Genomic DNA, 22,777 nt, shown 5'->3' on the forward strand with positions numbered 1-22,777 from the left:
AAGTGCGCGGCCTTCCGCGCCGTACCCAGCACACATTAGCCCGGTGAGGGGATCGCCATGGTCCGCCCTGCCACGCCAGGAGCGAACAGGGGGCGGGAACAAAAGCGGGGGTGCCGCCTCGGTCGGGCTGCCTCGGCCGTGCCGCCTCAGTGGTGGTTCTGCTCGATGCCGTGCAGAGGGAAGCCGGCGATGCCCCGCCAGGCCAGCGAGGTGAGGAGCTGGACCGCCTGGTCGCGCGGGACGCTGCGGTCGCTGTGCAGCCAGGACCGGGCCACCACCTGGGCGAGCCCGCCGAGCCCCGAGGCCAGCAGCATCGATTCGGCCCGGGACAGCCCGGTGTCCTCGGCGATGACCTCGCAGATGGCCTCGGCGCAGTCGTTGGTGACCTTGTCGACGCGCTCGCGCACGGCCGGTTCATTGGTCAGGTCCGACTCGAAGACCAGACGGAAGGCACCGCCGTCGTCCTCGACGTACGCGAAGTAGGCGTCCATGGTCGCCCGGACCCGCTGCTTGTTGTCGCTGGTCGACGCCAGCGCGTTGCGGACGGCCTGGATGAGGGATTCGCAGTGCTGGTCCAGCAGGGCGAGATAGAGGTCGAGCTTGCCGGGGAAGTGCTGGTAGAGCACCGGCTTGCTGACCCCGGCCCGCTCGGCGATGTCATCCATCGCGGCCGAGTGGTAACCCTGGGCCACGAAGACTTCCTGTGCGGCGCCCAGGAGCTGGTTCCGTCGTGCGCGGCGGGGCAGGCGGGTGCCTCGCGGGCGCGCCGCTTCTGTCTGCTCGATGGCTGTCACGCCGCCTCCCGAAATCGTCCCTATGCGGTGTGCCGCCGCGCGGCCATCGTACTTTTCGGTAACCGTGGTGTGCGCGGTGCCAGCGCAGAATTTCACGGACCGGGCGGTCGGGAAAGCCGTGCGTATGGCCGCGAACACGCTCCGGCCGGGGTAAACCGGGCGCCTGGGAGCCGGGTCGACAGGGGGTCGACAGGTTCTGTGGGGGCCTGGCTCGGTGCTCGCGTTGCCGCCAGGGTCTGCGTCTGCGTCTGTGGTCAGTGGCCGGTGCTTAGCGGCCAGTGGTCAGCGGTCAGTGGTCATCGGTAGTCGTCCTCGTCCAGGGAGACGACCCGGGCCTGCTCGGCGAGGTCTGCCTCGTCGGCCTCCTCGGTGGTGTCCCTGGTCAGTGGGTCGTCGTGGCGCGGGGCGAGATCGGCGTGCTGCTCGGCGGTGTCGTCGGCCGGGGCCTCGACGTCGTACGCCTCGCCGCTGCGGGGCTCCTCGTCCGTGAAGGTGTCGGGGTCGGTGGGGTCGATGGGGTCGACGGCCATGGCGGGCTCCCTTCCTACGAGCGCCCGTCCCCTGAGGCACGCAGGGGCCACACGCGGGTGCCCTCTCTTCGAGCGTAGGAGACACGGGGGGCGATGGCGATCCATGCGGGGCACGGAGTGGAGCGCACCGGACCGGAGCGGACCGGACCGGAGTGGAGTGGAGCGGACCGGACCGGAGCGGACCGGAGTGGAGTGGAGTGGAGCGGAGTGTGCCCGAACGGACGTGTGAGGGCGAACACAGGAGAACGCACCTGTCGGTACGTGATCGTCTCGTAACATTGCCGCATGTCTTCGACCGAGTTGCCGTCCGTGGCGGCCGATGTGCTTCCGAAGGCGGCTCCCGTCAGGGTCGCGGACGGCGAGCGGCTCCGGTCGGTGCGGCTGCCCGGGATCTCGCTGACGGTCCGCTCCCGGCCGGGACGCGTCGAGGGGCTCGCGCCCGCGCTCTACGTCCATGGACTCGGCGGTTCCTCGCAGAACTGGTCGGCGCTGATGGAACTGCTCGACGACACGGTCGACGGCGAGGCGCTGGATCTGCCGGGCTTCGGCGACTCCCCGCCCCCGGACGACGGCGACTACTCGGTCACCGGGCATGCCCGCGCGGTCATCCGCCATCTCGACGCCGCCGGGCGCGGCCCCGTCCATCTCTTCGGCAACTCGCTCGGCGGAGCGGTCACCACCCGGGTGGCCGCCGTACGGCCGGACCTCATCCGGACGCTGACACTGGTCTCGCCCGCGCTGCCGGAGCTGCGTGTCCAGCGCAGTGCCGTGCCCACCGCGCTGTTCGCCCTGCCTGGCGCGGCCCGGCTGTTCACCCGTCTCACCACCAACTGGTCCGCCGAACAGCGGGTCCGCGGGGTGATGTCGCTGTGCTACGGCGACCCCGGACGGGTGAGCCCGGAGGGGTTCGGCAACGCCGTGGAGGAGATGGAGCGACGGCTGCAACTGCCGTACTTCTGGGACGCGATGGCCCGCTCCGCGCGGGGTATCGTCGACGCGTACACGCTCGGTGGCCAGCATGGGCTGTGGCGCCAGGCCGAACGGGTCCTCGCGCCGACCCTGCTCATCTACGGCGGCCGGGACCGGCTCGTCGGTTTCCGGATGGCTCAGAAGGCGGCCCGCAGTTTCCGCGACTCCCGGCTGTTGTCGCTGCCGGACGCCGGGCATGTGGCGATGATGGAGTACCCGTCGGCGGTGGCCACGGCGTTCCGCGAACTGCTCCGGGATGCCGCGGCCGAATCGGGTACGGATGCGACGACCGGCCCGACGGCGGGTGGAGCGGCGCAGAGGCAGAGGTAGGACGCCGGATCATGCAGACGAACACAGGGAGCTGAGGCGGGACGTGGGACGCCACAGTCGTCGTGGACCCGCCCCCAAGGGGGATGCCGCGCAGACCGCGGGCCGTCGCCGGGGGGCGGGGGCCGATTCGGCGCGCGGGTCGGACGGTGAGGCGAGCGCGGAGGGGGCGCCGGGGGCCGGTTCCGGGCCCGGGACCGGTTCCGGGGCCGATGGTCGGAGACTTGCCGACGGTACTCCGGCGCACGGGTTTCCGCGGTTGGCCGACGGTACTCCGGCGCACGGGTTTCCGCGGTTGGCCGACGGTGCTCCGGCGCACGGCTATCCCCGGTTGCCGGACGGTACTCCGGCGCACGGATTTCCTCGGATGCCGGACGGCACGCGGGGCGGGCATCCCGAGCAGCATGAGACCGGTGGCGGCTGGGGCGAGTTCCGGGGGCGGGGGGCGGCTGGTGCCGGTCCTGGTGGTGGGCTTGCCGGGGCTCCCGGTGGTGGTGCGGGTAGCGGTTCCGGTGGTGGTCCGGGTGGTGGTTCCGGTGGCGGTGGGATACCGCGACAGCGGCCGACGCCTCCCGGCGGACCCCGCCAGGAGTACGTCGACGCCTTCGACGCGGCGGCCGGCGACGACAGCGCCTTCGGCTCCCGGCAGCAGGGGCGCCCCGACGACCCGTACGGCTCCGTCACCCGCTGGGAGCGGGGGCCGGAGCGGGACCAGGACCGGGACCGGGATCGACAGCGGGACCGGGGACAGGAGCGGGAGCGGGAGCGTGCGGGGCGGGTCGGGGTGCTCACCGAGCCCCGGGAACCGGACGAGGACCTGGTGCCGTCCGTCGCGCCCGAGCGGGGCAAGGGCGGCAAGGGGCGTACCTTCACCGGGATCGCGGCCCTCGCGGTGACGACCGTGCTGGCCGTGGTGGTCGCCGGGCAGGTGCGCGACGGTGGCGAGGACGACTCCGTCCAGTCGCGGGCCGCTGCCGAGCAGGCGCGGGACGCCCGGGATCCGGCCTCGCGCGGGGACGGGCGGCCGACGGCGTCCGAGTCGCCGAGCGCTCCGCCGCCGCTGACGTACGACCAGAAGATGTCGCAGCTCTATCCGCTCGGTGAGTCGTTGGCCGGGCCGGGGACCTTCGAGGCGATCGAGGGGGTCGACAAGGCGCCGGGTTCGGGGGAGGTGTACACCTACCGGGTCGATGTCGAGGAGGGGCTCGGGCTCGACGGGGCGCTGTTCGCCGAGGCCGTGCACACCACGCTGAACGACGAACGGAGCTGGGGGCACGACGGCGGTCGTACGTTCGAGCGGATCCACAGCGGCTCGCCGGACTTCGTGATCACGCTCGCCAGTCCCGGCACCACGGCCGAATGGTGTGCCATGTCCGGGCTGGACACGACGATCGACAACGTGTCCTGCGACTCCGCCTCCACCGAGCGCGTGATGATCAACGCGTACCGCTGGGCGCAGGGGTCGGAGACCTACGGCGACGACGAGATCTTCTCCTACCGGCAGATGCTGATCAATCACGAGGTCGGCCACCGGCTCGGCTACACCCATGTGACCTGCGACAAGGACGGCGATCTCGCGCCGGTGATGCAGCAGCAGACCAAGTTCCTGGAGTTCGACGGGGTGCGCTGCCTGCCCAATCCCTGGCCCTATCCGGGCGATGCCGGTCGGTGAGACGGGCCGGATGTCGGTCGGTCAGTCGAATGCCGGTCGGTCGGGTGGCGGTGGGCGGGGTGTTGGCGGGCGGGGCGGTGGTGGCCCGGATGGGGGTCGGTCGGTTGGCGGTCGGTCGGGTGCAGGTCGGTCGGGTGGCGGTTGAGGAGACCCGGTTCGATGAGGTGACGCCTGCGCGGGCGCGGTCCGCGTGTGGTGGTGCGGATGTGTGTGCGGTGTGCGGTACGTAGTCGGGTGATCGCCTAGCGCGATCGAACGCGTCTCGCACGGGAAAGTTACGACCGTTCACCCCTTTTGGTGGCGCGATGGACAACCGTCCGTCGCGCCACCGCCTTGTCCGCGTACGTTCGTCCCGCTGCGAGCCGCCGGGCCAACGGTGGCTCCCCATGCGGGAGATCGGGGGTGCACTCGTGCGCATCGGAATGCTTACGGAGGGTGGCTATCCGTATGTGGGCGGTGACGCCGGGCTGTGGTGCGATCGGCTCGTGCGCGGGCTCGGGCAGCACGAGTTCCATGTCTACGCGCTCAGCCGCACCGAGGTCCAGGAGGCCGGCGGTTGGGTGCCGCTGCCGCCGCAGGTCGTTCGGGTGCGGACCGCTTCGCTGTGGGGTGCCGGGAGCGTCGGGGGTGCTGGGGGTGCTGGGGGTTCCGGGGGTTCCGGGGGTTCCGGGGGCGATGGTGCGGGGCGGCGGGGGGAGCGGTTCGGGCGGGGGTTCGGGAGGCGTGCGCGCCGGCGCTTTGCGGAGGTGTACGGGGAGTTGGCGGGGGTGGTGTGCGCCGGGGGCGTGGAGGGGGGTTCTGGTTCTGGGGGGCGTGCGGGGGGTGGTGTGCGTGGTGGGGGCGGTGTGAGTGGTGTGAGTGGTGGGGCTGGCGTGGATGGTGGGGGTGCTGCGCTTGGTGCGGGGGTGGAAGGGGCGGAGTCTGTGGTGTCCGCGCTTTTGGCGGACCGTTTCGCCTACGCCCTGTACGGGCTCGCGGACCTTGCCCGGGACGAAGGCGGCGGGCTGGTGGGCGCGCTGCGCTCGGAGACCGCGGTACGCGCCCTGGAGCGCGCCTGTCGTGCGCCCGGCGCCCAGGGCCCGGCGCGCGAGGCGCGCGTACCGGATCTGCTGACCGTCGCCGCACACCTCGAACGCGCTCTGCGCCCCCTTTCCCTCGACTGGTACGGGGACGACTCGCTCGGCGCCGTCGACCTGTGCCATGCCGCCTCCGGCGGAATCGGCGCCCTCCCTGGCCTGCTCGCCGGCCACTTCACCGGCGTACCGCTGGTGGTGACGGAGTACGGGGTGCAGTTGCGCACCCACTATCTGGCGTCCGGCGCCGACGCGGCGGCCCCCGCGGTTCGGGCGCTGCTGGCCGGTTTCCACGGACGGCTCGCGGCGGAGGTGTACCGCCGGGCCGCCGTCGTCACCCATGGCAACGCGCATGCGCGGCGCTGGCAGGAGCGGTGCGGGGCGGAGCGGGGGAAGGTGCGGACGGTGTATCCCGGGATGGATGTGGCGGGGTTCGGTGGGGATGGGCAACCGGGTGCGGGTGCGGGTGCGGATGGGGGTGGGGCCGGGGCCGGGGCCGGGGTGGGGGATCCGGGTGCGCTGGTGTGGGTCGGGCGGATCGAACCGGCCAAGGATCTGGTGTCGTTGCTGCACGCGTTCGCCGAGGTCCGCCGGGTGGAGCCGGGGGCGCGGCTGCGGGTGGTGAGCACCGGGGGCGGGGCGGGCGCCGAACCGGAGAGCGGTGCCGGTGCCTATGCGGCGCACTGCCGGGCGTTGGCCGCGCAGTTGTTCCCCGACGAGGCGACCGGACCGCACGCCGTGGGGGAGAATCCGGTGTCCTTCGAGGAGATCGGCGGCCCGGAGCTTCCGACGCCCGCCGCGGCCTACGCCTCCGGCGCGGTCGTCGTGCTGTCCAGCGTTGTCGAGGGCTTTCCGGTCGGTCTGGTCGAGGCGATGCTCGGCGGCCGGGCCACCGTGTCGACGGACGTCGGGGCGGTGGTGGAGGTCATCGGCGGTACGGGGCTGGTGGTGCCGCCCCGCAATCCGCGGGCGCTCGCGGAGGCGTGCGTGGCGCTGCTGCGCGACCCCGCGCGCCGTACGCGCCTCGGGGAGGCGGCGCGCGCTCGGGCGCTCGAACTCTTCAGCGTTGAGCAGAACATCGCGGCATTTCACGGCATTTACCTGGAGGTCGTCTCCCGGTGCCCGGTCCGTCGCGTCCTCCTCGACGCGGCGGGTGAGCCCCTGCCGTTCGCCTACCCGGCCGAGGCGCATGTCCCCGGCCACTGGACCGACTCGTCCCGCCGCCCCGCGCCCCGCCCCGTCCCGGCCTGGGCGGCGGGACCACCGGTCCGGGGGTCGGCGATGACGGCACTGGGGGAGGGGGCGTGATGAGTGAGCTTGGTGAGGCGGAAGGGGTGGGTGCCCTGAGTCGGGCGAGTGCCTTGAACAGGGCGGATGCGCTGAATGGGGCGGATGCCTTGAGCCGGGCGGGTGCCCTGAATGGGGTGGATGTTCCGAGCTGGGCGGGCGCCCTGAATGGGGCGGATGACTTGGACAGGGCGGATGCCCTGAGCGGGGTGGATGACATGGGTGGGCCGGACCGGCCGGGGACGCCGGGCAGCCCAGGTGCCTGGGACGCGCGGTCCGAGCAGTGGGTGAGGGGCTTCGCCGGGTCCGCGCGGGCGTGGGCGGCGGTGGATGTGGGGGATGGGACGCGGGGCGGTCGGAGCGGTTCTGAGGGTGAGGCCGGTGAGGTTGCGGCGGGTGCCCTTGGCGTTGAGCTGCCCGCCGGTAGGCCGGATCCGGCCGTTGGGGCGCCGCCCCCTTCGCCGTCCCCCGCGCCGCGCGGCCCACAGCCCGCACAGCCGACCGCCGCCCCATCCCCACCCCTACCCTCATCCCCACCCCCGACCCCGACCCCACGCCCCGCCCCCTCCGTACCCCGCCGGGGCGCGGCCGATCCCGTCAAGGCGCTGATGCACCGGCACCGCGCCCTGTGTGAGCAGGCCGTCGACCCGTTGGAGATCGCCGCCGGGCTGGAGGCGCACGGCGTCACCGACCGGACCGCCGCCCGGTTCCTGCACAGGGACGTCTTCTCGCTCGCCGAGGAGATGTACGCACGGGTCCCGCGCGACGGAGAGGCCCGGCCGCCCGTGGAGGCGCTGGACGTGCCCAGGGTGCGGGCCGGTTGGGTGCTCCGCACGCTGCTGCCGGGCGCGCTGTGCGTCGCGACCCTCGCCGGACTGCGGTTCACCGGTGGCCGGACCCGGCTGCTGGTGGCCGCGGCCGGGGTCGTCGCCGTCGGCATCGGTCTGCGCGCGGCCCTCACCCGGGGCCCGCTCGCAGGCCGGCGCCCGGCGACGGGTCCGACCCGGTCCACCGCCACCTGGACCCTCTGGCTCCTGGCCTACGCCGTCCTCGGCGACGGACTGCTCCAGGCCGCCGTCACCGGAGGCCCCGACGCCCTGCCCGGCGGTGCCGTCGCCGACCCCTGGCCCCTGGCCCTCGCGCCCCTGACCGCGCTCGCCCTCGCCTGCGCCCCGGCCGCCTGGGCGACCCACCTCTTCACGGCCGCCGCCCATCGCCGCCTCACCACCAGCCGCGGACTGGAGGAGTTCGCCGGCACCGTACGGCCGCTGCTGCTCGGTACGTTCGCCCTCGCCCTCGGTGCCCTCGCGGCGCTGGCCGCCGGCAGTGCCGCGGCGCTGGGCGAACCCGCCGCCCTCCACCAGACCCTCGGCCTGGGCGCCCTGCTGCTGCTCGCCCGGCTCCTCCACATCCACGGCTTCACCCAGGCCCCGCCGCTCGTCCTCACGGTCGCCGCGAGCGCGGAGGCGCTGGCACTGACCTCGGTGTTCGCCGCCCGCCTGCCCGGTTGCGACCTCCTCGCCCTCCCGGTCGAGACCCTGGTCGCCCGCTGGGGACCGGGCAGCGTCCCGGCCCTGATCTGCACGGCGGCGGCCCTGACCCTGCTCGTCCACGCGGCCCGCACCCTCACCCGGGCCTCGGCCCACGCGAGAACGGGGTCGACGTGGTGAGCGCGGGGCTGGGACGGCGCCCGGTCGCCGAGGAGCGAGCACGGCGCCCGGTCGCACCCGCATCCACACCCGCACCCTCACCTCCGGCGCATACCCGTACCCGTACCTGTGCCCATGGCCGGTCTCCCGGCCCGGGTGGCCGCGAGAGCGCCGACGCCACAGGACGCCCGGCCGACGAGCCACCGCACCCCCCTCCGCCCAGCGCACCCCTTCCCTCACCCCCCTCCCCATCCCGACCGGAGGCACCCCCACCCCCATCCACCCCACCCCCACCCCCCTCCCGCACCACCCCTTCGAAGGAGAACACCTGATGACCACCTCCCGACCCGGCGCGACCGCAGCCCCGGGAGCGACCGGCGCCACCGGTGCCTCCGGCAGCGCCGGACGCCACACCCCGGGAGCCGCCCGATGAGGGTCCTGCTGATCGGAGCCAACGGATACATCGGCCGCTTCGTCGCCGACCGGCTGCTCGCCGACCCGGCCGTCCAGCTCACCGCGCTCGGCCGCGGCGACGACGCCGACGTACGGTTCGACCTCGCGTCCGGCAGCCCCGGCGCGCTCACCCGGTTCCTCGACGCGGTCCACCCGGGCGTCGTCATCAACTGCGCCGGCACCACCCGCGGCGGCGCCCGCGACCTCACCCGGCACAACACCGTCGCCGTCGCCACCGTCTGCGAGGCCCTGCGCCGCAGCGGCTGCGGCGCCCGGCTGGTGCAGATCGGCTGCGCGGCCGAGTACGGGCCGAGCCAGCCCGGCTCCTCCACCGCGGAGGACGCCGTCCCCCGCCCCGGCGGCCCCTACGGGGTCAGCAAGCTCGCCGCGACCGAACTCGTCCTCGGCTCCGGTCTGGACGCCGTGGTGCTCCGGGTCTTCTCCCCGGCCGGGCCCGGCACCCCGGCGGGCTCCCCGCTCGGGCGGCTCGCCGAGGCCATGCGCCGGGCGATGCAGTCCGGCGACGGCGAACTCAAGCTCGGCGGTCTCGGCGCCCAGCGCGACTTCATCGACGTCCGGGACGTGGCCCGCGCGGTGCACGCCGCCTCCCTGTCCGCCGCCCAGGGCGTGATCAACATCGGTTCCGGCCGTGCCGTGCGGCTGCGCGACGCCGCCGCCACCCTCGCCCGGGTCGCCGGCTACGGCGGCGCCCTGCACGAACTCGACGGCCCACCCGGCCCGCTCCGCGCCGCCATCGGGCACCCGCGCGGCGACTCCGACCATGTGGCGCCCGTCGCGTACCCGTACCCGGACGGCTGCGGAAGCTGGCAGCAGGCCGATGTGCGCACCGCCCGCGACCGGCTCGGCTGGCGGCCCCGGATCAATCTGGAGGAGTCCCTCGCCGACATCTGGATGGAGGCCGCGTGCCGTATCTGAACCCGGTCGATCCGGCTGTCGAGAGCCCCTGGGGCACCACCACCCGGCTCGCCCCCGCCACCACCCCGGCACCCCTGTCCACCAGCACCGGCCTCGGTGTCCCCGGCTACGCCCACCCCCTCGTCGCCCGCGCCGAATGGGCCGCGCTCACCGACCCCGGCACCCCGCTGCACTGGGTCGTCCTCGATGTCGCCGACGGCCCCGGCGACCGCCCCGACCCGCACTGTCTGGAGGCCGCGGGCCGCCTCCGCAACGCCGGAGTGCGGGTCCTCGGCCGGATCGACACCGCCTACGGTGCCCGCGGCCTCGGCGAGGTGATCTCCGCCGCCCACCGCTACCTCGACTGGTACCTCGCCGACGGCTTCCTCCTCGACCGCTGCCCGGCCGGCCGCGAGGAACTGCCCGAGATCCGCCGCACGGTCACCACCCTCCGCATGATCGGCCACAGCGAACCCCATGTCGTCCTCGGCCACGGCACCCACCCGCACCCCGGCTACGCCGAGTACGCCGACCAGCTCGTCACCTTCTCCGGCCCCTGGAGCGACTACCGCTGGTCGCAGGTGGCCGAGTGGACCGCGGGCCACCCGCCGGAGAAGTTCTGCCACCTCGTGCACGGGGTGCCGCGCGGGCATCTGGACGAGGCGCTGCGGATCGCCCGCTGGCAGGGCGCCGCCACGATCTGGTTCACCGACCGCACGGTCCGCGGTGACGGCGGTGACGGCGGTGACGGGGGCGACCTGCGTGACCCCTGGGCGGCCATGCCCGGCTACTGGGACGAGATCGTCTCGCGCCTTGGACCAGGTGTCTCGGAATGAAAATCGCCATGGCACTGTTACGGGGAGAACAACCGTAGTGACAGACCGACCAACGGAGTCCCCGTGTCGTTGCCACCCCTGGTCGAGCCAGCCGGCGAGCTCACCGTAGACGAGGTCCGCAGGTACTCTCGCCACCTGATCATCCCCGACGTCGGGATGGACGGGCAGAAGCGGCTGAAGAACGCCAAGGTGCTCTGTGTGGGCGCCGGCGGCCTCGGTTCGCCGGCGCTGATGTACCTGGCCGCGGCGGGCGTCGGCACGCTCGGCATCGTGGAGTTCGACGAGGTCGACGAGTCGAACCTCCAGCGTCAGATCATCCACAGCCAGGCCGACATCGGCCGCTCCAAGGCCGAGTCCGCCCGCGACACCGTCAAGGGCATCAACCCGTACGTGGACGTGATCCTTCACGAGGAGCGGCTCGAAGCCGACAACGTGATGGACATCTTCAGCCAGTACGACCTGATCGTCGACGGCACCGACAACTTCGCCACCCGCTACCTGGTCAACGACGCGTGCGTGCTGCTCAACAAGCCGTACGTATGGGGTTCGATCTACCGCTTCGACGGCCAGGCCAGCGTCTTCTGGTCCGAGCACGGCCCCTGCTACCGCTGCCTGTACCCGGAGCCCCCGCCCCCCGGCATGGTCCCCTCCTGCGCCGAGGGCGGTGTGCTCGGTGTGCTGTGCGCGTCCATCGGCTCCATCCAGGTCACCGAGGCCATCAAGGTCCTCACCGGCACCGGCGAGCCGCTGGTCGGCCGGCTGATGATCTACGACGCCCTGGAGATGCAGTACCGCCAGGTCAAGGTCCGCAAGGACCCGAACTGCGCGGTCTGCGGTGAGAACCCGACCGTCACCGAACTCATCGACTACGAGGCGTTCTGCGGGGTCGTCTCCGAGGAGGCGCAGGCCGCCGCCGCGGACTCCACGATCACTCCCAAGCAGCTCAAGGAGTGGATCGACGACGGCGAGAACATCGAGATCATCGACGTCCGCGAGATCAACGAGTACGAGATCGTCTCCATCCCGGGCGCCAAGCTGATCCCGAAGAACGAGTTCCTGCTCGGCACCGCCCTGGAGACCCTTCCGCAGGACAAGAAGATCGTCCTGCACTGCAAGACGGGTGTCCGCAGTGCGGAAGTCCTCGCGGTTCTGAAGTCGGCGGGCTTCTCCGACGCCGTCCATGTGGGCGGCGGGGTCATCGGCTGGGTCCACCAGATCGAGCCCGACAAGCCGGTCTACTAGCACGCGCTTCCCGCAGCGGGGGCCGTCGGTACCACGGGTACGGACGGCCCCCGCTGGCGTCAGCGGCAGACCGTGCCGTCCTTGGGCACCTCGCCCTCCAGCAGATAGCCGTTCACCGCGGAGTCCACGCAGTCGCTGCCATTGCCGTAGGCGCCATGGCCCTCGCCCTCCCAGGTGAGGACCACACCCACGCCCTCGCCCAGTTCGTCGGCCATCCGCTGGGCGCCCTCCACCGGGGTGGCCGGGTCGCCCGTGTTCCCCACCACCAGGATCGGGGCCGCGCCCGGCGCGCTCACCTCCGGGGTGTCGACCTCGCCCGGCACCGGCCAGTCGTGGCACCAGCCGGCCGTGTCCCAGCCCAGGAACGGGCCGAAGACGGGGGAGATCTCCTCGAACTCCGGCAGCAGCCGCTTCGTCTCCGCCAGGGTGGGCCGCTGCTTGTCGTCCAGGCACGATATGACGCGCTGGGAGTGGGTCGTCGTGCCGTAACCGCCCGCCGGGTCCCGCTCGTTGTAGCCGTCCGCCAGGGCCAGCAGCTCCGAGCCGTCACCCTCCTCGGCGGCGGCCAGCGCGCTGGTCAGACTCGGCCAGCCGGACTCGCTGTAGAGCGGCAGCACGATACCGATCACCGCGAGCGTCTGGGTCAGCTCCCGGTCGCCGGAGGTGGGCAGCGGCCGGGTGTCCAGCCCGGCCAGCAGGTCCGTGATCCGCCGGGTGCCCTCGGCCGGGTCCTCGCCGGTGGACTCCAGATAGTTCTCCAGGGCGCGCTGGAAGCCCCGGGCCTGGTTCTTGGCGTGCTCGACGGTGTCCGCCGCCGGGTCGACCACCGCGTCCAGGATCAGCCGGCCCACGTTCTCCGGGAACAGATGGGCGTACACCCCGCCGAGTTCGGTGCCGTAGGAGATGCCGAAGTAGTGCGTCTTGGTGTCGCCGAGGACCTGGCGCATCAGGTCCATGTCCCGGGCCGTGTCCGTCGTGGAGACATGCGCCAGCAGCGGGCCCGCCGACTCCTCGCAGCCGGCGCCGAAATCGGCGGCGTCCTTGAGGAACGCCTGCTCCTCGGCCGTCGTGTCCGGCGTGGCGTCCACCTGCTCCGCCGCCTCGATCTCCGCGTCGTCCCGGCAGCGCACGCCCTCGCTCCGGCCGACCCCGCGCGGATCCCAGCTCACCAGGTCGTACCGCTCGTGCAGCGCGGAGACCACCGAACCGTACGACGGCATCGTGGACACCCCCGAGCCGCCCGGTCCGCCGAAGTTGAAGAGCAGGGAGCCGATCCGGTCGCCGCCGGTGGACTCGGAGCGGATCAGGGCCAGCCCGATGGTCTCGCCCTCCGGCTCGGACCAGTCCAGCGGCACCTTCAGGGTGGCGCACCGCCAGTTGTCACCCGGGGCGGGGGAGTCCGTCGTGCCCCTGCACTCCGCCCAGTCCAGTCGCTGCGAGGTCAGCGAGGCGGGCAGGTCCGACCCGGACGGTGCCGCGCTCGACGGACTCCCGCTCTCCCCGCTCTCTGCGCTCTTCCCGTCCGACGAACCCGACGTGCACCCCGCCACCAGCAGTGCGGCAGCCGCGCCGAGCGCGGACCACCGTACGAAACGCGTCATCGTGCCTTGCCCCCTCGCAGTCCGTCCGCGCTTGTTCGGCGAACGGTTGTCAGGCCATCGTAGGCGGCGGCGGAGAAATCCGTCGGAGCCTGTGGATAACCTTCTGACCTGCGATTTCTCCGGCTTCCTTGGCTTCTCCGGCTGCTTCGGCTTCTCCCGCTGCCTCGGCTTCTCCGGCTGCTCCGGCCGGGAAAGTGGCGGGGGCGGGTCAGCCGCAGACCGTGCCGGCCGCCGGGACCCGGCCGTTCAGCAGATAGCCGTCGACCGCGGTGCGCACACACGGGTTGCCGCTGTCGTAGGCCCCGTGGCCCTGGCCCTTGTACGTCACTTCCACGCCGACGCCGTCGCCGAGCGCGGTGACCATCTTGCGGGCGCCCTCGTACGGGGTCGCGGGGTCACCGGTGTTGCCCACGACCACGATCGGGGCCGATCCCGGCGCGCTGACGTCGGGGTGGTCGGCGGCGCCCGGCACCGCCCAGTCGGTGCAACTGATCATGCCCCAGGCCAGATAGTCCCCGAACACCGGCGAGGCGGCCCGGAACTCCGGCAGCTTCCGCTGGACGTACGCCGTGTCGTAGCGGGGTTTGTCGTCGGCGCAGTTGATGGACACATTGGCCGCGGTGAGATTGCTGTACTCGCCGTTCGGGCTGCGTCCGTTCATCGAGTCCGACAGCACCATCAGGATCTGCCCGTCCCCGTCATATGCCTGTTCGAGACCTTCGGTGAGGTACGGCCAGAAATCCTGCGAGTACAGCGACTGGGCGATGCCGCTGGTGGCCGCGGTCTGGGTCAGCTCGCGCGGGAAGATGCCGGGGATCGGCTTGCGGTCGAGGTCGTTCAGGAGCTTGGTGATCCGGTTCTTGACGTCCTGGGCGCTGTCGCCGATCGGGCAGTCCTCGGTCTGCGAGACGCAGTTCGCGGCGAAGTTGTCCAGTGCGAGCTGGAAGCCCTTCGCCTGGCCCAGTGAGCCCTGCTCCGCGTTCTGGGTGGGGTCGACGACCGCGTCGAACACCGCCCGGCCCACGTTCTTCGGGAACAGATGGGCGTAGACCCCGCCGAGTTCGGTGCCGTAGGAGATGCCGAAGTAGGACAGCTTGGCGTCGCCGAGGACCTGGCGCATCAGATCCATGTCCCGGGCCGCGTCCGTGGTGCGCACATGGGGCAGGACGCGCCCGGAGTTCCGCTCGCAGGCCGCGTTGAAGTTCTTGACGTTGCCCGCGTACGCGGCGCGCTCGGCGGCGTCGTCAGGGGTCGCGTCCTGCTGGAAGTAGGCGTCCAGTTGCTGGTCGTTCTCGCAGCGCACCCCGGCGCTGCGGCCCACCCCGCGCGGGTCGAAGCTCACCAGGTCGTAGCGGGTGCGCAGAGTGTCGTAGTCGGTGCCGAAGGCGGGCAGGGTGGTGACGCCGGAACCGCCCGGTCCGCCGAAGTTGAAGATCAGCGAACCGATCCGCCGGTCCGCCGGTCCGCTGGTCTTCGCCCGGATCAGCGCGATCCCGATGGTGTCGCCCCGGGGGGTGTCCCAGTCGAGCGGCGCCTTCAGGGTGGCGCACTGCCACTTGGTGCCGTCCGGCAGGGGCGACGGCGCCTCCCCGCCGCCCTCCGCCGGGGACGGCGCCGGGCAGTCCTGCCAGTCGAGCTTCTGCGCCGTCGGATCCTCGCCCTGCGCGGCGTCGTCCCCGCACGCACCGGTCAGGGCGGCGAGCAGGACGGCGGTGGCGGTGAGAGCGGCGGCACGCGCGCGGGGTCGGTTCGGCATGACCCCATCCTGCGGTCGCTCCGGGCACCCCGCGCGGGGCGCGAGCCGTACGAGGTACGGGCCCGGACGCCGTACGGTGACCGGTCCCTGTGACGGGTGTCCGGGGACGGGCCTCCAGAGGGCGCCCTTGCGGGACAGGTGGTGGAAACGGACCTCTAGAGGGCGCCCTTGCGGGACAGGTGGTTGAAGGCGAGCCAGCCCGGCAGGACCGGCAGCCACAGGGTCAGCAGCCGGAACATCAGGACCGCCGGGGCGGCCACCTCGCTCGGCAGGCCGACGGCGATCAGGCCGACCGTCAGGGTGGCCTCCACGGCGCCGACACCGCCCGGGGTGGGCGCCGCCGAGCCCAGCGCGTTGCCCGCCAGGAAGACGACGGCGACACTGGCGAGGCTGATCGAGGTGGACTCGTCGCCGAACGCGCGGATCGAGGCGTCCAGGCACATCACGAAGCAGGCCGTCAGCAGCAGCATCCCGCCGATGCCGGTGACCAGCTTCTGGGGCCGCTGGAGCACGTCCAGCATGCGCGGGACGACCCCGGCGAAGAGCGACCGCACGCGGGTGACGACGAACTTCCGCAGGAACGGCACCGATGTCACGACCAGCACCAGGACCGCCACCGTCAGCAGCCCCGCGATGACCGTCCTGGACGGCGACAGCGACGGCGTCTTCTCGATGCCGGTGAGGTAGCCGAACGCCAGCAGCATCAGGATGTGGCAGCCCAGGCCGAACAACTGCGACGCGCCGACGCTCGCCACCGCGAGGCCCGGCCGCACCCCCTGGCGCTGGAGGAACCGGGTGTTCAGCGCGACCCCGCCCACCGCGGCGGGCGCCACGATCTTCACGAACGACCCGGCGACCTGCGCCGCCACCGTCCGCACGAAGGGCACCCGCTCCGGCACGAACCCCAGCAGGCTCATGGCCGCCGCCACATAGCTCAGCGCCGAGAACAGCACCGCCGCGGCGACCCAGCCCCACTCGGCGGTCGCGAACAGCGTCCCGAACTCGATGTGGGTGAGCTGCGACAGCAGGAAGTACGCGCCGATGGCACCCGCGATGATGCTGATCAGGGTGCGCGGCCGGACCCGTTCCAGGCGGGCCGGTTCGACCGGGGCCTGGGGGCGGATCTTCAGCACCTCGTGCCGGATCTGGGTGAGCGGATCCTCCTCGCGGGCCTCGTCCATCGCCTCGTCCATGGCCCGTTTCTCGGCCCGGGACTGCGCGCGGGCGGCCTTCTTGTCGGCCTTCTCCAGGGCCTGCTCGGAGTCCACCCCGGCGGCCTCCGCGCGGGCCAGCTTCGCCTGCCGGGACGACTCCAGGACCGCCTCGCGCTCCCGCTCGGCCCGCTCCCGGGCCAGCCGGCGCAGGGTCGCGCGCGTGGAGCGGCTCAGGCCGATCGGCTGGAGCATGGGCAGACAGTCGGCCACCGCGTCCGGACCGAGCACACTGAGCGCCGAGGCCACGGCCCGCCCGGCACCCACCCGCAGCGCGAGCGTGGTCACCAACTGCGCGATGTCCATCCGCAGCAGCAGATCCCCGGCCGCGATCTCCCCGCCGCGCAGATCGGTCAGGATCACCTTGCCGGAACGATCCACCAGAATCGCGTCACCGGCCAGCCTGCGGTGCGCGATCCGCCGCGACTGGAGGGCCCGCACCTGGTGCCAGGCGTTGCGCAGCAGCTCGTCGGTGATCTCGTCGTCGGCCAGCGAGTCGAAGGAACGGCCCCCCGTGTGCTCGTAGACCAGCATCACCGCGTCCGGGCCCAGCTCGGAGGTCGCGATCAGCTTCGGGGCGTTGGCCCCGGCGGCGATGGCGGCGTACGCGAGCAGCGCCTCCTGCTCCAGGGCCTGGCGCAGCGACTGGAGGCTGCGGCGGGTGGCGAAGCCGCGCAGGGTGAGATTGCGCCACACCCGGTAGAAGAAGCCCTGTGCCTGCTGTTCGCGGTCCACCACGGTGACGTCCAGGGGCGGGCCGTCCTCCAGGGTGACGAAGTAGCGCCGGCCGCGGTCGCCGTTGTCGGTGTTCTCCGGGGGCTCCTCGCGCGCGGCGCTCACAGGCCGGAAACCGACCGTCCTGAGGCCCGCCATGAGCGTGCGCCCGGTGGGCCGCACATTGGGCGAGCCGACCGCGTACAGCGTCCCGTAGGCCACGCTCCAGCCGATCAGCACGGTCAGGATGATCGAGAACGGGGTCGTGTAGCCGGTGACCAGCATGGAGAACGCATCGAGCATCAGGACGATCCACAGCACCGCCCGCCAGCGCGGTCTGCGGGACATGCCGACGGCGGTCATGTACGCGATCACGGGGGCGAGATAGCCGTGCACCGGGTCGGTGAGCGCGGTGCCATTGCCGGGGGAGGGCTGGGTGAGCGCCTCCTGGATGGAGCCGGGGGCGGCCTGCGCGACCCAGAGGTCGGTGGCCAGGGTCACCCCGTGGGCCAGGACGGCGGCCAGGACGCCGTCGGCGATGCGCAGGCCGTCGCGCTTGATCAGCCGCTCGATCGCGAAGGCGACCGGGACCAGCAGGATCGCGATGCTGGACGCCAGCCCCCCGATCTTGATCAGCAGGTCGGGCGCCTGTCCGGTGCCTTTGTTGATGTCCTGTTCGAGACCCGAGGTGGTGCCGTGCGCGAACGCGGCGATGGCCAGCAGGACGACGATGCCGAGCACGCCCACCAGCAGGCGCATGAGGTCGGAGGGGCGGTGCACGCGCGCGGGGAGCAGTGGTTCGTCGCCCTCGACCTCACCGGTGTGCGGGTCGCCGGGGCCGTGTCCGTCGGATGCGCCGGGACCGCCCGCCGCCGCGTGGCGGTCGTCACCCTCCTCGGGCGGGCCGTCGGTCTTCGCGTCCGCACCGGCGGTGTCCGGGCGGGCCTCCGCGCCCGAGGAGCCCTCCGGGCCCTCGGGGTCCTCGGGGTGCGCACCCTGCTGCCTCATCGCCTCTTCTTGGTCTCGTATCACCGGTCACCGCCCGCACGATGGTGGCATGCCGCACCGACACACGGGGGCATCAGGGTGCAAATGCGGGGCCGCGCGGTCTGCCGGGTGCCCCGCGCGCGGGTGGGGGCCACGCACCGTCGCGGGCCCGTCACATTGTCGGTGGGGTGGGGCAGGATGGGACGAATGAGCGAGGAGAGCCTGCCGCCGGACGCCCGCGCGGAGTACGCGGACGCGCTGCCGGAATACGCCGAGCGGGTCCTTGAGGTCACCGAACTGATCCCGCCGGGCCGGGTCATGACGTACGGCGATGTCGCGGAGTGGCTCCAGGAGGGCGGGCCGCGTCAGGTCGGCCGGGTGATGGCCCTCTACGGCGGCGCGGTGCCGTGGTGGCGGGTCGTCCGCTCGGACGGCGTGCTGCTGCCCGGACACGAGCTGCGCGCCCTCGACCGGTACCGGTCCGAGGGCACCCCGCTGAGGGGCGCGAGCCTGGCCGCGGAAGGGCATCTGCCCCGGATCGACATGAGACGGGCGCGCTGGGACGGCGGCGAACACACGGAGGCTCACACCTGACAGCTTCCGCCATCGGAAGCGGCTGTGGGGGGCGCATGATCCGTACGAGCGAAATTGGGCACTTGCGTGGCATGGCGTACGTTCATGGGCCGAGGGGCGCGGGTCCCGCGCGGGGCGCATGGTGCGTGCGGGGTGCATGGTGCGTGCGGGGTGCATGGTGTGCGCGTTGTGCGCGGGGCGCAGGCGGTGTGTGGGGCGCAGGCGGTGTGTGGGGCCCTCGGGTCGCACAGGGCCTCGGGGTCGCACAGGGCCTCCGGGGCGCACAGGGCCCCTGGGGCGCCCGGGAAGAAGCGGAAGTCCGGCTTCCGTGCCCGGGGTCGGCGTAGCGTCGGCGGCGTGTGCCCCGTTCATCCGGCGGCCACCGCCCACCGCACCCGGCGGCGGACGCCCCACGAGACCCCCTTCGCGGCGGCGCGCACCGCCGCGCCGAACAGACCCGAGCACGACCACCAGGACCGGCGAACCACGTGAGCTCCTCTTCCTCCACCAGGCGCCTGCCGCAGCTCAAGGTGCGGCAGGGGAACCGTGGCGCCTACCGGCTGGTCCGTACTCCTCCGGACCGGCCGGATCCCCCTCGTCTGGACGCCGAACAGCGCGCGGTGGTTGACCACGCCCACGGTCCGCTGCTCGTTCTCGCAGGTCCGGGCACCGGAAAGACCACCACACTGGTCGAGTCCGTGGCCGCCCGGATCGCCCGGGGCGGCGACCCCGAGCGGATCCTGGTCCTCACCTTCAGCCGCAAGGCCGCCGTCGAGCTGCGCGACCGCATGGCCCTGCGCATCGGAGCCGCCCGCGCGCCCCGCGCGACCACCTTCCACTCCTTCTGCTACGCCCTGGTCCGCGCCCACCAGGACAACGACCTGTTCGTCGAGCCCCTGCGGCTGCTGTCCGGCCCCGAGCAGGACGTGGCCGTGCGGGAGCTGCTCGCGGGCCAGGGGGATCTGGCGCAGGCCGGTCTCGCCTCGGTGCGCTGGCCCGACGAGCTGCGCGCCTGTCTCACCACCCGGGGCTTCGCCGACGAGGTCCGCGCGGTGCTCGCCCGCACCCGCGAGCTGGGCCTCGGCCCGGACGCCCTGGACGCCTTCGCCCGCCGGATCGGACGCCCCGACTGGCGGGCCGGGGCCGCCTTCCTCGCCGAGTACCTCGACGTGCTCGACCTCCAGGGCGTCATCGACTACGCCGAACTCGTCCACCGCGCGGTGCTCCTCGCCCACCGCCCGGAGACCGCCGCCCTGCTCGCCGCCCGGTACGACGCCGTCTACGTCGACGAGTACCAGGACACCGACGCCGCCCAGGTACGGCTGCTGCGCGCGCTGGCCGGCGGCGGACGCACCCTGGTCGCCTTCGGCGACCCCGACCAGTCGATCTACACCTTCCGGGGCGCCGATGTGAACGGCATCCTGGACTTCCCGGGCGCCTTCCCCCGCCTCGACGGCCGCCCGGCACCCGTCGAGGTGCTGCGCACCTCCCGCCGCTCCGCCGCCGCCCTGCTGGACGCCACCCGGCTCCTCACCCGGCGCATGCCGCTCACCCGGCTCCCCGCCGACAAGGTCCGCGCCCACCGCGACCTCGCCCCCGCGCGCGAGGGCGGCCGTATCGACGTCTTCACCTACCCGACGGCGGGCACGGAGCTGGACAACATCGCCGACATCCTGCGCCGGGCCCATCTGGAGGACGGCGTTCCGTGGCGCGAGATGGCCGTCCTGGTCCGGGCCGGCTCCCGCACCCTCCCGGTCCTGCGCCGCGCCCTCACCTCCGCCGGGGTCCCGCTCGACATCGACGGCGACGAGGTGCCGCTGCGCCACGAACCGGCGGTGGCCCCGCTGCTGACGGCCCTGCGGGCGGTGGCGGAGGCGGCGGGTGATCTGACGGGTGGGGTGGCGGACGGCCCGTCCGGTGCGGCGGTGGACGGCCCCGCCAGTGCGGCGGCGGAGGTGGCGGGCGGCCTGTCCGGCGGGGAGGCGGAGGCGGCGGGTGGTCTGTCGGGTGGGGCGGTGGACGGCCCGTCTGGTGGGGCGGAGGACGGTCGGGCTAGTGCGGTGGCGGAGGTGGCGGACGGCCTGTCCGGCGCGGTGGCGACGGCGGCAGCGGATGCCTCGCCTGCGGATGGCCCGTCTGTGGATGAGTCGCCTGCGGATGCCCCTCCCGCGGAGGCCGATCCCCCCACCCCCTGCTGGCTCGCCACCGAGACCGCTCTCACCCTGCTCACCTCCCCGCTCGCCGGGATGGACGCCGCGGATCTGCGGCGCCTGGGGCGGGCCCTGCGGGACGAGGAGCGGGCCGGGGGCAACGCGCTGCCGCCGCCCTCGGACGAACTGCTCGCACGGGCGCTCGCCGAGCCCGAACGGCTGGCCGTGCACGACCCCGCGTACGCGCGGGGGGCCCAGCGCCTCGGCAGGCTGCTGCGCACCGCCCGGGAGACCCTCGCCGGGGGCGGCACTGCCGAGGAGGCGCTGTGGGCGCTGTGGGACGGCACCCCGTGGCCGGCGCGGCTGGAGCGGGCCGCCCGGCGCGGCGGCGCGGCCGGGCGGACCGCGGACCGCGACCTGGACGCCGTGTGCGCGCTGTTCGCCACCGCCGCCCGCGCGGAGGAACGCACCGGGGGGCGCGGCGCGCTGAACTTCCTGGCGGAGATCGACGCCGAGGACATCGCCGCCGACACGCTCACCCGGCGGGCCGTGCGCCCCGAAGCGGTCCGCCTGATGACCGCGCACCGCGCCAAGGGCCTGGAATGGCGGCTGGTGGTCGTCGCGGGTGTGCAGGAGGGGCTGTGGCCGGACCTGCGCCGCCGGGGCTCCCTCCTGGAGGCGGACCGGATCGGCCGCGACGGACTCGCCGAGCCCCTCACCCCGGGCGCGCTGCTCGCCGAGGAGCGCCGGCTGTTCTACGTCGCCGCCACGCGCGCGAAGGAACGGCTCGTCGTCACCGCCGTGAAGGCCCCCGCCGACGACGGTGACCAGCCGTCCCGCTTCCTGACCGAACTCGGCGTCGAACCCCGGGACGTCACCGGCCGCCCGCGCCGCCCGCTGGCCGTGGCGGCGCTGGTCGCCGAGTTGCGCGCCACCACCGTCGACCCGCGCGCGTCCGGGGCGCTGCGCGAGGCCGCCGCCCGGCGGCTGGCCCGGCTCGCCGCGCTCGCCGACGACGACGGCCGCCCCCTGGTGCCGTCCGCGCACCCCGATCGCTGGTGGGGCATGCACGAGCCGACCGCGGCCAAGGTGCCGCTGCGCGACCGCGACCAGCCCGTCGTGCTGTCCGGCAGCGCCCTCGACCAGCTCGCCAACACCTGCGCGCTGCAATGGTTCCTGGGCCGCGAGGTCAAGGCCGACGCGCTCGCCTCGGCCGCCCAGGGCTTCGGCAACGTCGTCCATGTCCTGGCCGACGAGGTCGCCTCCGGGCACTCTCCGGCCGACCTGTCCGCCCTCATGGAACGCCTCGACTCGGTGTGGAACGCGCTCGCCTTCGACGCGCCGTGGAAGTCCGCCCAGGAGAAGGACAACGCGCGCGTGGCGCTCGAACGGTTCCTGAAGTGGCATGTCATGGACCGCGCGGGCCGCACCCCGGTGGCCAGTGAGCACGACTTCGACATCACCCTCGAAGCGGGCGCCTACGAGGTCCGGATCCGGGGGCAGATGGACCGGGTGGAGACCGACGGCGACGGCCGCGCCTATGTCGTGGACTTCAAGACCGGCAAACAGACGCCCAGCGCGGCGGAGGTGGCCCAGCACCCGCAGCTCGCCGTCTACCAGCTCGCCGTCCGCGAGGGCGCCGTCGACGAAATGTTCGACGGCGTCCGTCCCGCTCCCGGCGGCGCCGAACTCGTCCAGCTCCGCCAGGGCGCCCCGCGCCGCGACGGCGGCGAGACCCTGCCCAAGGTGCAGGCGCAGGAGCCCCTGGAGGGCGAGTGGATCGGCGAACTGCTCGCCACCGCCGCCGGGAAGGTCCTGGACGAACGGTTCACCCCGACCGCCGGACAGCAGTGCGCCCACTGCGCCTTCCGGGCGTCGTGCAGCGCCCGCCCGGAAGGACGCCACGTGGTGGACTGACGCCACGTGATGGACGTGACGCCACGTGATGGAGTGACCTGCGGCACGACCCGGGCCCGTCCCCACGGCTCCCCCGGCCCCCGCCGTCCCGCCCGCCACCCCCGTTGTCAGTGCCCGCCGC

Annotated in this window: 15 protein-coding genes; 10 read left to right on the top strand and 5 right to left on the bottom strand. The window is 73.5% G+C overall.

The annotated features are described in order from the left end of the window. Positions 1 to 146: 146 nt before the first annotated feature. Entirely contained in the window at positions 147 to 794 is a 648-nt protein-coding gene (locus AB0O01_RS22550) for a TetR/AcrR family transcriptional regulator (RefSeq protein ID WP_365315833.1), read from the bottom strand. A 296-nt stretch (positions 795 to 1,090) separates the two neighbouring features. After that, on the bottom strand, positions 1,091 to 1,324 hold the full coding sequence (locus AB0O01_RS22555) for a hypothetical protein (protein ID WP_365315835.1): 234 nt from the start codon (positions 1,322 to 1,324) through the stop codon (positions 1,091 to 1,093). A 285-nt stretch (positions 1,325 to 1,609) separates the two neighbouring features. On the opposite strand from AB0O01_RS22555, the gene AB0O01_RS22560 reads away from it, so the two are divergent. The 7 genes from AB0O01_RS22560 (at position 1,610) to moeZ (ending at position 11,747) form a co-directional block, all read left to right on the top strand. Continuing rightward, a complete protein-coding gene (locus AB0O01_RS22560; RefSeq protein WP_365315836.1) occupies positions 1,610 to 2,623 on the top strand; it encodes an alpha/beta hydrolase in 1,014 nt (337 codons plus the stop codon). A gap of 43 nt (positions 2,624 to 2,666) precedes the next feature. Then, entirely contained in the window at positions 2,667 to 4,292 is a 1,626-nt protein-coding gene (locus AB0O01_RS22565; protein WP_365315838.1) for a DUF3152 domain-containing protein, read from the top strand. Between the two features lie 410 nt (positions 4,293 to 4,702). Further along, positions 4,703 to 6,673 carry a DUF3492 domain-containing protein gene (locus AB0O01_RS22570; RefSeq protein WP_365315839.1) on the top strand — a complete coding sequence of 657 codons (1,971 nt, stop codon included), beginning with the start codon at positions 4,703 to 4,705 and terminating at the stop codon, positions 6,671 to 6,673. 188 nt (positions 6,674 to 6,861) lie between these two features. Further along, entirely contained in the window at positions 6,862 to 8,322 is a 1,461-nt protein-coding gene (locus tag AB0O01_RS22575) for a hypothetical protein (RefSeq protein WP_365315841.1), read from the top strand. Between the two features lie 408 nt (positions 8,323 to 8,730). Further along, complete coding sequence (locus tag AB0O01_RS22580) at positions 8,731 to 9,690, top strand: NAD-dependent epimerase/dehydratase family protein (RefSeq protein ID WP_365315842.1); 960 nt, start codon at positions 8,731 to 8,733, stop codon at positions 9,688 to 9,690. 74 nt (positions 9,691 to 9,764) lie between these two features. After that, positions 9,765 to 10,505, top strand: a complete 741-nt coding sequence (locus AB0O01_RS22585) for a spherulation-specific family 4 protein (protein ID WP_365315980.1) — start codon at positions 9,765 to 9,767, stop codon at positions 10,503 to 10,505. A gap of 63 nt (positions 10,506 to 10,568) precedes the next feature. Further along, complete coding sequence (moeZ, locus tag AB0O01_RS22590) at positions 10,569 to 11,747, top strand: adenylyltransferase/sulfurtransferase MoeZ (RefSeq protein ID WP_365315844.1); 1,179 nt, start codon at positions 10,569 to 10,571, stop codon at positions 11,745 to 11,747. Positions 11,748 to 11,806: 59 nt separating this feature from the next. On the opposite strand, the gene AB0O01_RS22595 is transcribed toward moeZ, so the two are convergent. The 3 genes from AB0O01_RS22595 to AB0O01_RS22605 all read right to left on the bottom strand — a co-directional run bounded on the left by AB0O01_RS22595 (position 11,807) and on the right by AB0O01_RS22605 (position 18,037). Then, positions 11,807 to 13,348: an alpha/beta hydrolase gene (locus tag AB0O01_RS22595; RefSeq protein WP_365315845.1), complete on the bottom strand. Its 1,542-nt coding sequence runs from the start codon at positions 13,346 to 13,348 to the stop codon at positions 11,807 to 11,809. 208 nt (positions 13,349 to 13,556) lie between these two features. Continuing rightward, a complete protein-coding gene (locus AB0O01_RS22600; protein ID WP_365315846.1) occupies positions 13,557 to 15,104 on the bottom strand; it encodes an alpha/beta hydrolase in 1,548 nt (515 codons plus the stop codon). 155 nt (positions 15,105 to 15,259) lie between these two features. Continuing rightward, the gene (locus AB0O01_RS22605) at positions 15,260 to 18,037 is read right to left on the bottom strand and encodes a lysylphosphatidylglycerol synthase domain-containing protein (protein ID WP_365315848.1); all 2,778 of its coding nucleotides are present in this window, start codon (positions 18,035 to 18,037) and stop codon (positions 15,260 to 15,262) included. Between the two features lie 186 nt (positions 18,038 to 18,223). Between AB0O01_RS22605 and AB0O01_RS22610 the strand changes: the two genes are divergently transcribed. The 3 genes from AB0O01_RS22610 to AB0O01_RS22620 all read left to right on the top strand — a co-directional run bounded on the left by AB0O01_RS22610 (position 18,224) and on the right by AB0O01_RS22620 (position 22,656). Further along, positions 18,224 to 18,610: an MGMT family protein gene (locus AB0O01_RS22610; protein WP_365315850.1), complete on the top strand. Its 387-nt coding sequence runs from the start codon at positions 18,224 to 18,226 to the stop codon at positions 18,608 to 18,610. A 336-nt stretch (positions 18,611 to 18,946) separates the two neighbouring features. Further along, positions 18,947 to 19,081: a hypothetical protein gene (locus tag AB0O01_RS22615; RefSeq protein ID WP_365315852.1), complete on the top strand. Its 135-nt coding sequence runs from the start codon at positions 18,947 to 18,949 to the stop codon at positions 19,079 to 19,081. Further along, a complete protein-coding gene (locus AB0O01_RS22620) occupies positions 19,078 to 22,656 on the top strand; it encodes a UvrD-helicase domain-containing protein (RefSeq protein ID WP_365315853.1) in 3,579 nt (1,192 codons plus the stop codon). The genes AB0O01_RS22615 and AB0O01_RS22620 overlap by 4 nt, the downstream gene beginning before the upstream one ends. Positions 22,657 to 22,777: the final 121 nt, after the last annotated feature.

Source organism: Streptomyces sp. NPDC093252 (genome assembly GCF_040683675.1).
GTDB lineage: Bacteria > Actinomycetota > Actinomycetes > Streptomycetales > Streptomycetaceae > Streptomyces.

Bases quoted from the DNA above. Each gene is read 5' to 3' on its own strand.
- AB0O01_RS22555 (WP_365315835.1), bottom strand. From the start codon at position 1,324: ATGGCCGTCGACCCCATCGACCCCACCGACCCCGACACCTTCACGGAC.
- AB0O01_RS22560 (WP_365315836.1), top strand. From the start codon at position 1,610: ATGTCTTCGACCGAGTTGCCGTCCGTGGCGGCCGATGTGCTTCCGAAG.
- AB0O01_RS22580 (WP_365315842.1), top strand. From the start codon at position 8,731: ATGAGGGTCCTGCTGATCGGAGCCAACGGATACATCGGCCGCTTCGTC.
- AB0O01_RS22595 (WP_365315845.1), bottom strand. From the start codon at position 13,348: ATGACGCGTTTCGTACGGTGGTCCGCGCTCGGCGCGGCTGCCGCACTG.
- AB0O01_RS22600 (WP_365315846.1), bottom strand. From the start codon at position 15,104: ATGCCGAACCGACCCCGCGCGCGTGCCGCCGCTCTCACCGCCACCGCC.
- AB0O01_RS22605 (WP_365315848.1), bottom strand. From the start codon at position 18,037: ATGAGGCAGCAGGGTGCGCACCCCGAGGACCCCGAGGGCCCGGAGGGC.
- AB0O01_RS22610 (WP_365315850.1), top strand. From the start codon at position 18,224: ATGAGCGAGGAGAGCCTGCCGCCGGACGCCCGCGCGGAGTACGCGGAC.